General features: G+C 62.7%; 12 protein-coding genes and 1 riboswitch. Of the genes, 5 read left to right on the forward strand and 7 right to left on the reverse strand.

The window, feature by feature from the left end; genetic code table 11:
* The first annotated feature begins 195 nt into the window (after nt 1-195).
* Both CAF70_RS02640 and CAF70_RS02645 read left to right on the forward strand, forming a co-directional pair.
* A complete protein-coding gene (locus CAF70_RS02640) occupies nt 196-747 on the forward strand; it encodes a cytochrome b (RefSeq protein ID WP_085621754.1) in 552 nt (183 codons plus the stop codon).
* 34 nt (nt 748-781) lie between these two features.
* The gene (locus CAF70_RS02645; protein WP_085621755.1) at nt 782-1,360 is read left to right on the forward strand and encodes a YceI family protein; all 579 of its coding nucleotides are present in this window, start codon (nt 782-784) and stop codon (nt 1,358-1,360) included.
* Between the two features lie 158 nt (nt 1,361-1,518).
* Here CAF70_RS02645 and CAF70_RS02650 read toward each other — a convergent pair whose 3' ends face one another.
* The 5 genes from CAF70_RS02650 to ahcY form a co-directional block, all read right to left on the reverse strand.
* Entirely contained in the window at nt 1,519-3,408 is a 1,890-nt protein-coding gene (locus CAF70_RS02650; RefSeq protein WP_085621756.1) for a DEAD/DEAH box helicase, read from the reverse strand.
* A gap of 219 nt (nt 3,409-3,627) precedes the next feature.
* The gene (locus tag CAF70_RS02655) at nt 3,628-4,416 is read right to left on the reverse strand and encodes an ABC transporter substrate-binding protein (protein WP_085621757.1); all 789 of its coding nucleotides are present in this window, start codon (nt 4,414-4,416) and stop codon (nt 3,628-3,630) included.
* Between the two features lie 165 nt (nt 4,417-4,581).
* The gene (locus CAF70_RS02660; RefSeq protein WP_085621758.1) at nt 4,582-5,652 is read right to left on the reverse strand and encodes a hypothetical protein; all 1,071 of its coding nucleotides are present in this window, start codon (nt 5,650-5,652) and stop codon (nt 4,582-4,584) included.
* Nucleotides 5,653-5,744: 92 nt separating this feature from the next.
* Nucleotides 5,745-6,590 carry a methylenetetrahydrofolate reductase [NAD(P)H] gene (metF, locus tag CAF70_RS02665; RefSeq protein WP_085621759.1) on the reverse strand — a complete coding sequence of 282 codons (846 nt, stop codon included), beginning with the start codon at nt 6,588-6,590 and terminating at the stop codon, nt 5,745-5,747.
* A gap of 166 nt (nt 6,591-6,756) precedes the next feature.
* Nucleotides 6,757-8,166 (reverse strand): adenosylhomocysteinase, encoded by a 1,410-nt coding sequence (gene ahcY / locus CAF70_RS02670; protein WP_085621760.1) that lies wholly within the window; start codon nt 8,164-8,166, stop codon nt 6,757-6,759.
* 20 nt (nt 8,167-8,186) lie between these two features.
* A riboswitch (S-adenosyl-L-homocysteine riboswitch) is annotated at nt 8,187-8,283 on the reverse strand.
* Between the two features lie 178 nt (nt 8,284-8,461).
* On the opposite strand from ahcY, the gene CAF70_RS02675 reads away from it, so the two are divergent.
* Nucleotides 8,462-8,863, forward strand: coding sequence for an acyl-CoA thioesterase (locus tag CAF70_RS02675; RefSeq protein WP_009399312.1), 402 nt, complete (start codon nt 8,462-8,464; stop codon nt 8,861-8,863).
* 114 nt (nt 8,864-8,977) lie between these two features.
* Here CAF70_RS02675 and CAF70_RS02685 read toward each other — a convergent pair whose 3' ends face one another.
* The gene (locus CAF70_RS02685) at nt 8,978-10,213 is read right to left on the reverse strand and encodes a sodium:proton antiporter (RefSeq protein WP_085621761.1); all 1,236 of its coding nucleotides are present in this window, start codon (nt 10,211-10,213) and stop codon (nt 8,978-8,980) included.
* A gap of 190 nt (nt 10,214-10,403) precedes the next feature.
* Between CAF70_RS02685 and CAF70_RS02690 the strand changes: the two genes are divergently transcribed.
* Complete coding sequence (locus tag CAF70_RS02690; RefSeq protein WP_085621762.1) at nt 10,404-11,237, forward strand: EamA family transporter; 834 nt, start codon at nt 10,404-10,406, stop codon at nt 11,235-11,237.
* Nucleotides 11,238-11,265: 28 nt separating this feature from the next.
* Nucleotides 11,266-11,652: an MAPEG family protein gene (locus CAF70_RS02695; protein WP_085621763.1), complete on the forward strand. Its 387-nt coding sequence runs from the start codon at nt 11,266-11,268 to the stop codon at nt 11,650-11,652.
* Nucleotides 11,653-11,793: 141 nt separating this feature from the next.
* Here CAF70_RS02695 and CAF70_RS02700 read toward each other — a convergent pair whose 3' ends face one another.
* Complete coding sequence (locus tag CAF70_RS02700; RefSeq protein ID WP_085621764.1) at nt 11,794-12,945, reverse strand: murein transglycosylase A; 1,152 nt, start codon at nt 12,943-12,945, stop codon at nt 11,794-11,796.
* Nucleotides 12,946-13,041 lie beyond the last annotated feature (96 nt).

Here is a 13,041-nt window from a genome sequence, read left to right on the forward strand (position 1 = left end):
CTGTGGGAGCTGGCTTGCCGGCGATAGGGCCGGTACTGGCAACCACTGATTGCCCGACTATCGTTAATGTTTCCTTAATGGGAAGCTTACAGAATACATATCGGATTTCTCGATAATCCAAAGCAATTTTTTCCGCTTTTCTTCGATACGTTACGCGTTAGTCTGTGCACAGCTTTCACGGGGAAACACGTCAACATGCAACTGCGCAATTCACCTTCTCGCTACGGCGTGGTCAGCATCGTCCTGCACTGGGGCGTCGCGCTGGCAGTCTTCGGCCTGTTCGGCCTGGGCCTGTGGATGGTCGGCCTCGATTACTACAGCCCTTGGCGCAAGGCCGGCCCGGACCTGCACAAGAGCATCGGCCTGGTGCTGCTGGCGGTGATGTTGCTGCGGGTAGTCTGGCGCTTCATCAGCCCGCCACCCCCGGCACCGGCCAATCACGGCGCGCTTACCCGTCTGGCAGCCAAGTTGGGCCACCTGGCCCTGTACGTGGGGCTGTTCGCGGTAATGATCGCCGGTTACCTGATTTCCACCGCCGATGGCGTCGGCATTCCGGTGTTCGGCCTGTTCGAAGTACCGGCGCTGGTCAGCGACTTGCCCGACCAGGCAGACGTGGCTGGCGTGATTCATCTCTGGCTAGCCTGGGGCCTGGTGATTTTTGCCGTGTTGCATGCCCTGGCAGCGCTCAAGCACCATTTCATCGACCGTGACGCGACCCTGACCCGCATGCTGGGCCGCAAAGCTTGACTCTCAACCTCAATTGCATAGGAAGGAAGTAAGGATGTTGAAAAAGACTTTTGCCGCTCTGGCGCTCGGTACCGCTCTGCTCTCCGCCGGCCAGGCCATGGCTGCCGAGTACAAGATCGACAAGGAAGGCCAGCACGCGTTCGTTGACTGGAAGATCAGCCACCTGGGCTACAGCTTCATTCACGGTACCTTCAAGGACTTCGACGGCAATTTCACTTGGGACAGCGCCAAGCCTGAAGCCAGCAAGATCAGCGTCGACCTGAAAACCGCCAGCCTGTGGTCGAACCACGCCGAGCGTGACAAGCACATTGCCAGCGCCGACTTCCTTGACGTGAAGAAGTACCCGGAAGCCAAGTTTGTCTCCACCAGCGTCAAGTCGACTGGCGAGAAGACTGCTGACGTGACGGGCGACCTGACCCTGCACGGCGTGACCAAGCCGGTCACCTTCAAGGCGACCTTCAACGGTGAAGGCAAAGACCCATGGGGCGGCGAGCGCGCTGGCTTCAATGCCACCACCACGCTGAACCTGAACGACTTCGGTATCAAAGGCCCGGGCGCTACTTCGCAGACCCTGGACCTGGATATCAGTGTTGAAGGTGTGAAGCAGAAGTAATTCGGCTTAGCTGAAAGACCGAGGGGGCTGCTTCGCAGCCCTTTCGCGACACAAGGCCGCTCCTACAGGTTTTGCGCAGTTTTCACTTGCAGCGCAATACCTGTAGGAGCGGCCTTGTGTCGCGAAAGGGCCGCAAAGCGGCCCCCTCATGCTTTTTGTCAGCCCTTGCGGGTCAGCAGCGCCGGGCGCTCACCGCGTGGGCGGCTTGGCAGATCATCCAGTTGCTCGGGCGTCGGGTAACGGTCGAGCTTGGACTCCTTGCGGATGATCACTGGCTGTTTTTCCGGCTGGCGCGGGTTGCGCACTGCCGGCTCTTGCCGGGCAGCATCGTCACGGGCCGGGCGGCCACGGCCACCACCATCACGGCGGGCACCGCCGCCGTTGTTGGCGCGGGCCGGGCGTTTCTCGCTGCCGCCACCGCCATTGCGCTGCTGGCCAGCATTGCGACCCTGGCCACCCGCGTTGCTGCGTTGGCCGCTACCTTGAGCCTGACCTTGGCCGGCACTGCCACCCGGGCGGCGGTTGCGGCCCTGGTTCTTGCCCTGGTACGGGCTGACATAGTCGGCACGGTTGCCAAAGTTGTCGATATCGTCGTCCAGGAACTCTTCCGGGTCACGGTCGGCAGGCACTTTCGGCACGCTGCTGTTGCTGCCCTGCTGTTGCTGCTGGCGCGGTTTCTTGTCACGCGGCTTGCGTTGCTGCTGTTGCTTGTCGCCGCTCTTTTCCTTGTCGGCTGGCTTGTCCGCAGCCTGTTGCTTGGTCTTGCCTTTATCCTTGCCCTTGTCCTTGCGGCCGCCGTTGGCGTCTTTGCCGCCTTCGCCACGAGCTTGCTGGTTGCGGCCACCACGGCCACTGTTCTGCTGGCGTTCACGCACTTCAGGCTTTTCGGCTTCTACCTGGCTGGCGTCGAAGCCCATCAGGTCGCCGTCCGGGATCTTCTGCCTGGTCACCCGTTCGATGCTCTTGAGCAGCTTCTCTTCATCCGGCGCGACCATGGAAATGGCCTCGCCCGAACGCCCGGCGCGGCCGGTACGGCCGATACGGTGGACGTAGTCTTCCTCGACGTTCGGCAGCTCGAAGTTGACCACGTGTGGCAGTTGGTCGATGTCCAGGCCACGGGCGGCGATATCCGTGGCGACCAGTACGCGCACGCTGTTGGCCTTGAAGTCGGCCAATGCCTTGGTGCGGGCGTTCTGGCTCTTGTTGCCATGGATCGCGGCGGCGGTCAGGCCGTGCTTTTCCAGGTACTCGGCCAGGCGGTTGGCGCCGTGCTTGGTGCGGGTGAACACCAGCACCTGTTCCCAGGCGCCCTGGGTGATGAGGTGCGCCAGCAGTGCGCGCTTGTGGCTGGCCGGCAGGCGGTAGACACGCTGCTCGATACGCTCGACGGTAGTGTTCGGCGGGGTGACCTCGATACGCTCCGGGTTGTGCAGGAGCTTGTCGGCGAGGTCGGTGATGTCCTTGGAGAAGGTGGCCGAGAACAACAAGTTCTGGCGCTTGGCCGGCAGGCGGGCAAGGACCTTCTTGACGTCGTGGATGAAGCCCATGTCGAGCATGCGGTCGGCTTCGTCCAGTACCAGGATTTCCACGTGGGCCAGGTCAACCTTGCCTTGGCCGGCCAGATCGAGCAGGCGCCCAGGGCAGGCAACCAGCACGTCCACGCCTTTGGCAATGGCCTGGATCTGCGGGTTCATGCCGACCCCGCCGAAAATGCAGGCGCTGACCAGTGGCAGGTCACGGGCATAGACCTTGAAGCTGTCATGCACCTGGGCTGCCAGTTCGCGAGTCGGGGTCAGGACCAGTACGCGGGGTTGGCGTGGGCCATGGCGCTGCGACTTGTCGGGGTGGCCGGCCGGGAACAGACGCTCAAGGATCGGCAGGGCGAAACCGCCGGTTTTACCAGTACCTGTCTGTGCGGCGACCATCAGGTCGCGGCCTTGCAACACGGCGGGAATCGCCCGCTGTTGCACGGGGGTCGGCTGGGTATAGCCCGCAGCCTCGATAGCGCGGACAAGAGCCTCGGAGAGACCGAGGGAAGCAAAGGACATGGGCAATCCTGTTCTCGTGTGGGCTGGGCCCGTTTGGGATGTTCTGCCTGGCGCGACGGGCATCGGTGGGATGCGATCGCGTCCGGTCCAGCTGGGCTTTCACTGCGCATCCGGGTAACGGAGGGTGGACGCGAAGGCGCGTCGATGCCGATCGGGATGCCTGTTGCGAGGCCGAGCGTCCGGGCGTGAGCCGGGCGGGAAGGCCCGAGTATAACAGAGCTAACGCGCTGTGCTGCTTTCCTGCTGCTCAACGGCGTTGAGAATGTTTCCGATGTCGCCTGTGTAGCGGTTGCTGATCGCTCTATAGGCGGGTTCCTGCTTGAAGCGCCCCAGTTCCAGGGCAAAGGCCTGGGCCAGCGCCTCTCGCCCGGGCTTGCGTGCCAGCCCAAGGTATTGCGCCTGGCGGCTGATCACCAGCGGCAGTTCCTCGATTTGCTGTTGCAGGCCCAGATGCCGCAGCAGGTAATGGCCGACCCTGCGGTCGGTGATTGCCAGGTCGATGCGGCCCAGCATCAGCTTGCCGAAGTTGGCTTCATGGGTGGGCGCGGCTTCACGCCTGAAATGTGCGGCCTCGTTGAACGCTGCACCATAGGCGTAGCCGGGCGAGGTGCCGACGGAGAGGCCGGCAAGGTCATCCAGACCCTTGACGCCATGGCGACGTGTGCGGGCCTGGAACAGGACGAACTCGACCTCCGACAGGGGTTCGTCGGCATATACCAGGTAGGGCTGGCGTGAGTCGGCCTGGAAGATGTCGAGGATGCCGTCGGCCTGGCCTTGTTCGATCATGAGCAGACAGCGCTTCCACGGCAGGAATTGCACTTCCACCTCGAACCCAAGGCGTTCGAACACCCGGCTGGTGACTTCATAGTCGATGCCGGCCGGCTGGCCGTCGCGCTGGTACACATAGGGTGCCCAGTCGTCGGTTACCAGGCGCAGGCGCTCGCCCAGGGCCAGCGGGCTCAGGCAGGCGAGCGACAGGATCCAGAACAGACGGGCGACGAGTGGCATGGCCGGAGATTACGCGCTCGGACATTTCAAGGCCAGTGGGGAGGATGTTCGCCTGTGCCGGCCTCTTCGCGGGTAAACCCGCTCCTACAGGCTCTCTGCTGGCTGGCAGGCTTGCGCTGTACCTGTGGGAGCGGGTTTACCCGCGAAGAGGCCGGCACAGGTCAATCAATTGTGCGAAGACCTCAGCAGATGCGCCTCGATATCCTTGCGCCGCTCACCCAATGACAGGCGCAACCCCGGGTGGCGCAGACATTGGCGCAGTTGCTCGGGCTCCATGTGGCCATGGCGGGCATTGAGGTTCTCCAGGGCCTTGTCCCACCAGGCCGGCGCGCAGGCGCGGTCGAACTCGTTGGCATAGGGGTAGCAGCCATACAGCAGCTCGCGGGCGAACTGGCGTTCGTGGCTGGGCAGGGTCATGCTCAGCGCCTTGTAACCCAGGCGTTGCAGGGCTGGTGGCCGTGGTAGCTGGTCATTGACCAGCGGCACGTCGGCCTGCGCCGCCTGGCTCAGCAGGTCGTGGCCGTGCTTGCGCAGCCAGGCCTGGATCTTGGCGCGGAACTGCGCCTTGCGGCTCCAGTAGTGGTGGATGACATCGGTGCATTCAGCCAACTCCAGCGTGCGGTAGGCCGCCACCGCCAGGCAGAACTCCTCGAGGGTATAGGCTTCGCGAGCCAGGGGGTGGAACTCGTCCATCAAGGCGATAGAGCGGTCCAGGGTGCCGGCGTCTTCGGCGGTGAGGCCGATCACCCCTGAGTTGACCAGGGGCATCTGGCAATCGGCCAGGCCCCGGGATTCGAGGATGGCCAGCAGGTTCTTGTACAGCAGGCACTTCTGGTTGCTGCCGTAGCGCGCGCCGATGGCATTGCACAGCAGGCGGCCTGGGGCTACCCGGGCGAACAGCTCCAGCGGCGACTTGCGGAAGAAGGTGTCGGTGTCGATCAGCACTGCCAGCGGGTGATGCTGCAGCACCTGGCGCAACAGCACATGCTTGCTGCGAAAGTGATAGCCGTGGGGGGCGTTCCATGCCTTGCGCGTGGCTTCGTCCAGCAGGTGTACGCTGACCGGAAGGCCGGCATAGGGCTGCGGGTTGTCGGTGTACACCTGGATGTCCATGGCTTCGCCTGGGCCCAGGTGGGCGAGCGCACTGACGATGCTGAAGCAGGCTTCCTGATGGTAGGTTGCCGGGCCAAAAGCCAGGTAGACGAGCTGTGGACGCGATGGCTGGGGGGGCTGCATGGCAGGCAAGACCTGTGTAACCAAAAAATGAATAAGGCTTTAGTCTATGACCAAAGCCTTAATCAAATCTTAAACAGATTTTGCAAAAAATTTCAGCGTGGCAGCTTCAGGTTGTTCCAGATCGCCAGGCTCGGCTCGGCCTGGTTCAAGGTGTAGAAGTGCAGGCCCGGTGCGCCGCCTTGCAGCAGCTGTTCGCACATGCGAGTGATCACTTCTTCGCCGAAAGCCTGGATGCTGGCGGTGTCGTCGGCATAGGCTTCCAGCTGCTTGCGGATCCAGCGCGGGATCTCGGCGCCACAGGCATCGGAGAAGCGCGCCAGCTTGCTGTAGTTGGTGATCGGCATGATGCCGGGTACCACCGGGATATCCACGCCCAGTTTCTGTGCGCGCTCGACGAAGTAGAAGTAGCTGTCGGCGTTGAAGAAATACTGGGTGATGGCGCTGTCGGCACCGGCCTTGACCTTGTGCACGAAGTTGGCCAGGTCAGCCTCGAAGTTGCGGGCCTGGGGATGCATCTCCGGGTAGGCGGCCACTTCCAGGTGGAAGTGATCGGCGGTTTCCTGGCGAATGAATTCGACCAGGTCGCTGGCGTAGCGCAGTTCGCCACTGGCCATGCCCATGCCCGATGGCAGGTCGCCACGCAGGGCGACGATGCGCTTGATGCCAGCGGCCTTGTATTCGGCCAGCAGAGTGCGCAGTTCGGCCTTGGTGTCACCTACGCACGACAGGTGCGGCGCGGCAGGTACCTTCACTTCGCTTTCCAGCTGCAGCACGGTGTTCAGCGTGCGGTCGCGGGTCGAGCCACCGGCACCGTAGGTGCAAGAGAAGAAGTCCGGGTTGTAAGCGGCCAACTGGCGGGCGACGCCCATCAGCTTTTCGTGGCCGGCATCGGTCTTGGTCGGGAAGAACTCGAAACTGTAACGGCGTTCCTGGGACATCAGGCGTTCCTCTAGCAGCAAGCTTCATGCAGCGGGCTGCAAGTAAAAGCCAGATCGGTTATGGCCGGTCTGGCTTGGGCATCGTTCAAGATCCTTGATGCTTGAGCTGCAAGCGGCAATGGCACGGTCTGCCTTTGATTGCCGCTTGAAGCTTCAAGCTGGCCGCTTAGTAGCGGTAGGCGTGTGGCTTGAACGGGCCTTCGACGGTGACGCCGATGTAGTCGGCCTGCTGCTTGGTCAGCTGGGTGACCACGCCGCCGAAGCCGCGGACCATCTCCAGGGCCACTTCTTCGTCGAGCTTCTTCGGCAGAACTTCAACGGTCAGGCGCTCGGCTTTCTTCTCAGGCGACAAATCGGCGAATTTCTGCTCGAACAGGAAGATCTGCGCCAGTACCTGGTTGGCGAACGAACCATCCATGATGCGGCTTGGGTGGCCAGTGGCGTTACCCAGGTTGACCAGGCGGCCTTCGGCCAGCAGGATCAGGTAGTCGTCGTTCTGCGGGTCGAAGCTGCCAGCGCCGGTACGGTGGATCTTGTGCACCTGCGGCTTGACCTCTTCCCAGGCCCAGTTCTTGCGCATGAAGGCGGTGTCGATCTCGTTGTCGAAGTGGCCGATGTTGCACACTACGGCACGCTTCTTCAGCGCCTTGAGCATGTTGGCGTCGCAGACGTTGACGTTACCGGTGGTGGTCACGATCAGGTCGATCTTGCCCAGCAGGGCCTTGTCGATGCTGGCTTCGGTGCCATTGTTGATACCGTCGATGAACGGCGAAACCACTTCGAAACCGTCCATGCAAGCCTGCATGGCGCAGATCGGGTCGACTTCGGTGACCTTGACGATCATGCCTTCCTGACGCAGGGACTGGGCCGAACCCTTGCCCACGTCACCGTAACCGATCACCAGGGCCTGCTTGCCCGACAGCAGGTGGTCGGTACCGCGCTTGATGGCGTCGTTCAGGCTGTGACGGCAGCCGTACTTGTTGTCGTTCTTGCTCTTGGTGACCGAGTCGTTGACGTTGATCGCCGGGACCTTCAGTTCGCCCTTGGCCAGCATGTCCAGCAGGCGGTGCACGCCGGTGGTGGTTTCTTCGGTCACACCGTGCACGCGCTCCAGCACTTGCGGGTACTTCTTGTGCAGCAGTTCGGTCAGGTCGCCACCGTCGTCGAGGACCATGTTGGCGTCCCATGGCTGGCCATCCTTGAGGATGGTCTGCTCCAGGCACCACTCGTATTCTTCCTCGGTTTCACCTTTCCAGGCGAACACCGGGATACCGGCGGCGGCGATGGACGCGGCGGCCTGGTCCTGGGTGGAGAAGATGTTGCAGGACGACCAGCGCACTTCGGCACCCAGGGCAACCAGGGTTTCGATCAGCACGGCAGTCTGGATGGTCATGTGGATGCAGCCCAGGATCTTCGCACCCTTGAGCGGTTGCTCGGCCAGGTACTTGCGACGCAGGCCCATCAGTGCAGGCATTTCCGATTCGGCGATGATGGTTTCGCGACGGCCCCAGGCGGCCAGGGAGATGTCGGCGACTTTGTAATCGGTAAAACCGGCAGGCATGTTTGCAGCGCTCATGAGAGCCTCCATTCGTAGTGTGCGAATGGGCGCCGTTGTGCGTTAAGCGCCCGCGAGAGCGAGCAACGCCCCATCCGAGCCTGACAGGCCTAGCCTGCTGCAGCGCCCCTCGGACGGGTGGCGGGCATGGCGCCGCTGTGGGCGGCCATGTGAAGCGGCGAAGATTATAGCCGCGCCCGTCGGCTTGCCCAAGGCTTTCTGTCGATTAATCGCGACGATAGTCGATGTTCAATGGAGCGACAGCGGCCGCTCTGCCATCATTGCTACACGTTAGCCAGGCAGGTCAGGAGTACAAATGAACTTTCATACCCGCAAGTGGGTTAAACCCGAAGACCTCAACCCAAACGGCACTTTGTTCGGTGGCAGCCTGCTACGCTGGATCGACGAAGAGGCAGCGATCTACGCCATCGTCCAGCTGGGTAACCAGCGCGTGGTGACCAAGTACATATCGGAAATCAACTTCGTCAGTGCCTCGCGCCAGGGCGACATCATCGAGCTGGGCATCACCGCCACCGAGTTCGGCCGTACCTCGATCACCCTCAAGTGCGAAGTGCGCAACAAGATTACCCGCAAGGCCATCCTCACGGTCGACAAGATGGTCTTCGTCAACCTTGGCGAGGATGGGTTGCCGGCGCCGCATGGGCGGACCGAGATCAAGTACATTCAGGACCAGTTCCCTGATTCGGCGGTGGAATAAGATCAGTGTTCGGCGCTTCGCGGGCTTGCCCGCTCCCACAGGTACGCCACCGTTTCTGAAACTTGTGGTGTACCTGTGGGAGCGGGCGAGCCCGCGAAAAGGCCGGAAACTATCTCAAGGCTGGGCGCTGACCTTGCGCACCACCCGCCCGATGCTCAACCCCTGCACCAGGATCGACGACAGCACCACGATGTAGGTGATCGACAGCAGCAGGTCACGCTCATCGCCCAGCGGCAGCGACAGTGCCAGGGCCACCGACACACCACCGCGCAGGCCACCCCAGGTCAGCACTCGCACCGTGCCTTTGGGCACCGGGCGCCAGCGCCGCAGCAGCACGATCGCCGGGGCCACGGTCAGCAGGCGCGACAGCAACACCGCCAGCGCCAGTACGCTACCGGCCGCCAGGTGCATCCAGTTGAATGGCAGCAGCAACAGCTCCAGGCCGATCAACGCGAACAGCAGGGCGTTGAGCATGTCGTCTATCAGTTCCCAGAAACCGTCCATGTAGCGACGGGTCATGTCGTTCATCGCCAGGTTGCGCCCCAGGTTGCCGATGATCAGCCCGGCCACCACCATGGCGATTGGCGCCGAAACGTGCAGCTCGTAGCACATCGCCGAGCCACCGATGACCAGCGCCAGGGTCAGCATCACTTCCACCTGGTACTGCTCGACGCTCTTGATCATGCGGTAGGTGGCGTAGCCGATCAGGGCGCCGAACAGCACGCCGCCAATGGCCTCGCGGACGAACAGGATCGCCGTGTCGGCCATGCTCGGCGTTTCGCCCAACTGGATGATGCCCAGCAGCACGGTGAACACCACCACAGCGGTGCCGTCGTTGAACAGCGACTCGCCGACGATGGTGGTTTTCAGCGGTTTGGAGGCATTGGCGGTACGCAGCGCGCCCAGCACGGCAATCGGGTCGGTGGGCGAGATCAGTGCACCGAACAAAAGGCAATAGATCAGCGGTACCTGCCAGCCGAACAGGGCGAACACCCAGTGTGACAGGTAGCCGATGACCACGGTGGCAATCAGCACGCCGACGGTGGCCAGCAGGCCGATGGGCCAGCGGTAGTTGCGCAGGTCGGAGAGGTTGACGTGCAAGGCGCCGGCGAACAGCAGGAACGCCAGCATCCAGTGCATCAGCAGGTCGTTGAAGTCGATCTGGTTCATCAGCCCTTCGACGCGCGCTTCCAGGCCGGGGAAGCCGATCAGGCTCAGGCCCTGCAGCATCAGGGAAAACAGCAGCGCCGTGACCATCACGCCGATGGCGGGGGGCAGGCCGATGAAGCGGTAATTCACATAGGTGAGGAGGGTGGTGAGGCAGATAAACGCGGCAACTAGTTCAAGCATCCCGAATCCTGTAACAGTGGCTTCCAAGTCATAACCCGAACGGCTCGGGCAGTTCTTTGATGACCTGGCACGGGGTTCGGGACACAAGGTTTGACCAGAGTCGTTTGAATCGTTCCCATGTAAGGGGCCGCACAGCGGCCCTCGAACGCTATATAGTCCCAGCCATAAAAAGCCACGAGGACAACAAGGCGTGTTGGCAACATCCCTGGTGCTGGTCGCTGCCCTGCTGCATGCGACCTGGAATACCCTGATCAAATTCAGCGGCGAGCGCCTGCTGGTAATCGCCAGCATGGATACGGTGGCGTTGGCCTTCGCGGTGCTGGCGGTGCCCTTCGTCGAGGTACCGCCGGCCACCATCTGGCCTTGGCTGCTGGCTTCGGCGCTGGCCGAGCAGTTGTACCGCTTCCTGTTGATCCAGGCCTACCGCGTGGGCGACCTGGGGCTGGTCTATCCTCTGATGCGCGGGCTGTCGCCGCTGGTGGTGCTGGGGCTGACCCTGGCCTTTGCCGGCGAGTCGCTGAGCCAGCAGCAGATCATCGGCATCCTGCTGATCCCTTGTGGCATGGCTTGCCTGCTGTGGCAGGGTGGCGGCGGTGACCGGCTGCCCTGGTCGATGCTGCCGGTGGTCGCCCTGATTGGCCTGTGCATAGGTTGCTACACCTGGTTCGACGGCCAGGCCGTGCGCCTGTGGGGTAAGCCCTGGGATTACCTGGTGTGGCTGACCTTGCTCAGTGCCTGGCCCTTCCCGCTGCTGGCGAGTGTGGCCCGGCGGGCGCCATTCGTGCTGTTCTGGCGCCTGCAGTGGCGCCTGGGGCTGGCAGTGGGGTTGTGCGTATTGCTCAGTTACGCGCTGGTGCTGTGGGCCATGCATCTGGGGTCGGTGGCCGAGGCAGCGGCACTGCGCGAATTAAGCGTGATTCTGGTGGTGCTGCTGGGCATGCGCTACCTGAAAGAACCTTTTGGCGGTCCGAGACTCCTAGCTTGCGGGCTGGTGTTGGCCGGCATGCTGGTAATGAAGCTTTGACCTGAAGACTGAACAAGGAGTCCTGTCCATGACTGTTGCCCTGTGGTGCATCCTGATTGCGCTGGTCTTGCCGCCACTGTGTGGTTTGATCGCCAAAGTCGGTAGTGGCCGCTTCCGGATGCGCGACAACCATGACCCGCGTGCGTTCCTGGATACCCTGTCCGGGCTGCCGCGGCGCGCGCATGCCGCCCAGCAGAACAGTTTCGAAGCCTTTCCGGCATTTGCTGCGGCGGTGCTGGTGGCGGATATCGTCGGCAATGCCGAGCAGGTGACCCAGGATGTGCTGGGGGTGATGTACATCACCAGTCGGCTGCTTTACATCATCTGCTACCTGGCTGACTGGGCTGCCTTGCGATCGCTGGTGTGGTTTGCCGGGATGGCGATGATCGTGGCGTTCTTCGTGGTTTCCATCTGAGACCGCGTTGCCTTCTTCGCGGGCTTGTCGGACCGCCGCACCGCCGCTCCCACAGGTACATCACAGGATTCAATGGCTGTGGTGTACCTGTGGGAGCGGCGGTGCGGCGGTCCGACAAGCCCGCGAAGAATCTACCACCGATCAAGGCACTTTCGGCACCTCAGGCAGCGGCTTGCCCTTGGGCCACAGCATCCAGATCTGCCCCTGCTGCTTCATGTTCCCGGCCAGTTCCCCGGCCTCCGGGCCGGTGCCCCAGAACAGGTCGGCCCGCACCTCGCCAGTAATCGCCCCACCGGTATCCTGAGCCCCCACTGGCCGTACTACCGGCGTACCGTCCGGGCGTGTGGTGGAGAGCCACAGCAGGCTGCCCAGCGGAATCACCTTGCGGTCGATGGCCACGCTGTAGCCAGCGGTCAGCGGCACGTTCAGCGAACCTCGCGGCCCTTCGTTGCTGTCCGGGCGGGTGCTGAAGAACACATAGCTGGGGTTGCTGGCGAGCAGTTCAGGTACCCGCTGCGGGTTGGCCTGGGCCCAGGCATGGATAGCACCCATGCTCACTTCTTCCTTCTTCAACTGGCCCTGATCCACCAGCCAGCGCCCGATCGGCCGGTAGGGGTGACCGTTCTGGTCGGCGTACCCCAGGCGCAGCTGGCGACCATCTTCCAGTTGTACCCGGCCGGAACCCTGGATCTGCAGGAACTGCAGGTCCATCGGGTCGGTCAGCCAGGCCAGCACCGGTGCCTTTACGCCGTCACGGTTGATCACCTCGGCGGTGTCGTAAGGCTTGAGCACCCGGCCGTCAAGGCGACCGCGCAGGCGCTTGCCCTTAAGTTCGGGGTACACGCTGGCCAGGTCGACCACGATCATGTCTTCGGGTACGCCGTAAACTGCCACATGGTTGGTTGCCGACTGGCTCAGGCTGCCGGGGTAGACCGGTTCGTAGTAACCGGTGATCAGGCCGTTGGCATTGTTTTCGGCCGAACGCAGGCCGTATACCTGCAAGTTCTGTTGCAGGAAGGCGCGCACCTGCAAGGCATTGTCGGGCACGCTGGCGGCTGCTTCGCAGGTGCTGGCCCAGACGGTATCGCGCTTGAGCTTTTCACAGCCGTTGCGCCAGGCCTGGAAGCCGGCCACCAGGTCGCTGTCGCTGACGGTAGGCAGGTCCTGCCAGGTGGCATTGGCGTAGGTGGCGATGGCGTGGGGCTCGGGTTTGGCGCTTTCGCCACCGTTGCAGCCGGCCAGCAGGGCCAGCGCCGGGAGTGTCCAGGCCAGATGGCGCAGGGCAGATTTCATGAGTACGTTCCTGTCATGGGTGAACATGAATATTCACCCCTGTTATTTATGTGGCTATTGGTCTTTGGCCCTTGGGCGGCGATACTGGCCGCCCAT

Origin of the sequence: Pseudomonas sp. B19(2017), assembly GCF_002113165.1 — a bacterium.
Lineage (GTDB): Bacteria > Pseudomonadota > Gammaproteobacteria > Pseudomonadales > Pseudomonadaceae > Aquipseudomonas.

Bases quoted from the DNA above. Each gene is read 5' to 3' on its own strand.
- CAF70_RS02675 (WP_009399312.1), top strand. From the start codon at position 8,462: ATGAACTTTCATACCCGCAAGTGGGTTAAACCCGAAGACCTCAACCCA.
- metF (WP_085621759.1), bottom strand. From the start codon at position 6,590: ATGTCCCAGGAACGCCGTTACAGTTTCGAGTTCTTCCCGACCAAGACC.
- CAF70_RS02700 (WP_085621764.1), bottom strand. From the start codon at position 12,945: ATGAAATCTGCCCTGCGCCATCTGGCCTGGACACTCCCGGCGCTGGCC.
- CAF70_RS02685 (WP_085621761.1), bottom strand. From the start codon at position 10,213: ATGCTTGAACTAGTTGCCGCGTTTATCTGCCTCACCACCCTCCTCACC.
- CAF70_RS02640 (WP_085621754.1), top strand. From the start codon at position 196: ATGCAACTGCGCAATTCACCTTCTCGCTACGGCGTGGTCAGCATCGTC.
- CAF70_RS02655 (WP_085621757.1), bottom strand. From the start codon at position 4,416: ATGCCACTCGTCGCCCGTCTGTTCTGGATCCTGTCGCTCGCCTGCCTG.
- CAF70_RS02650 (WP_085621756.1), bottom strand. From the start codon at position 3,408: ATGTCCTTTGCTTCCCTCGGTCTCTCCGAGGCTCTTGTCCGCGCTATC.
- CAF70_RS02695 (WP_085621763.1), top strand. From the start codon at position 11,266: ATGACTGTTGCCCTGTGGTGCATCCTGATTGCGCTGGTCTTGCCGCCA.
- ahcY (WP_085621760.1), bottom strand. From the start codon at position 8,166: ATGAGCGCTGCAAACATGCCTGCCGGTTTTACCGATTACAAAGTCGCC.
- CAF70_RS02660 (WP_085621758.1), bottom strand. From the start codon at position 5,652: ATGCAGCCCCCCCAGCCATCGCGTCCACAGCTCGTCTACCTGGCTTTT.
- CAF70_RS02645 (WP_085621755.1), top strand. From the start codon at position 782: ATGTTGAAAAAGACTTTTGCCGCTCTGGCGCTCGGTACCGCTCTGCTC.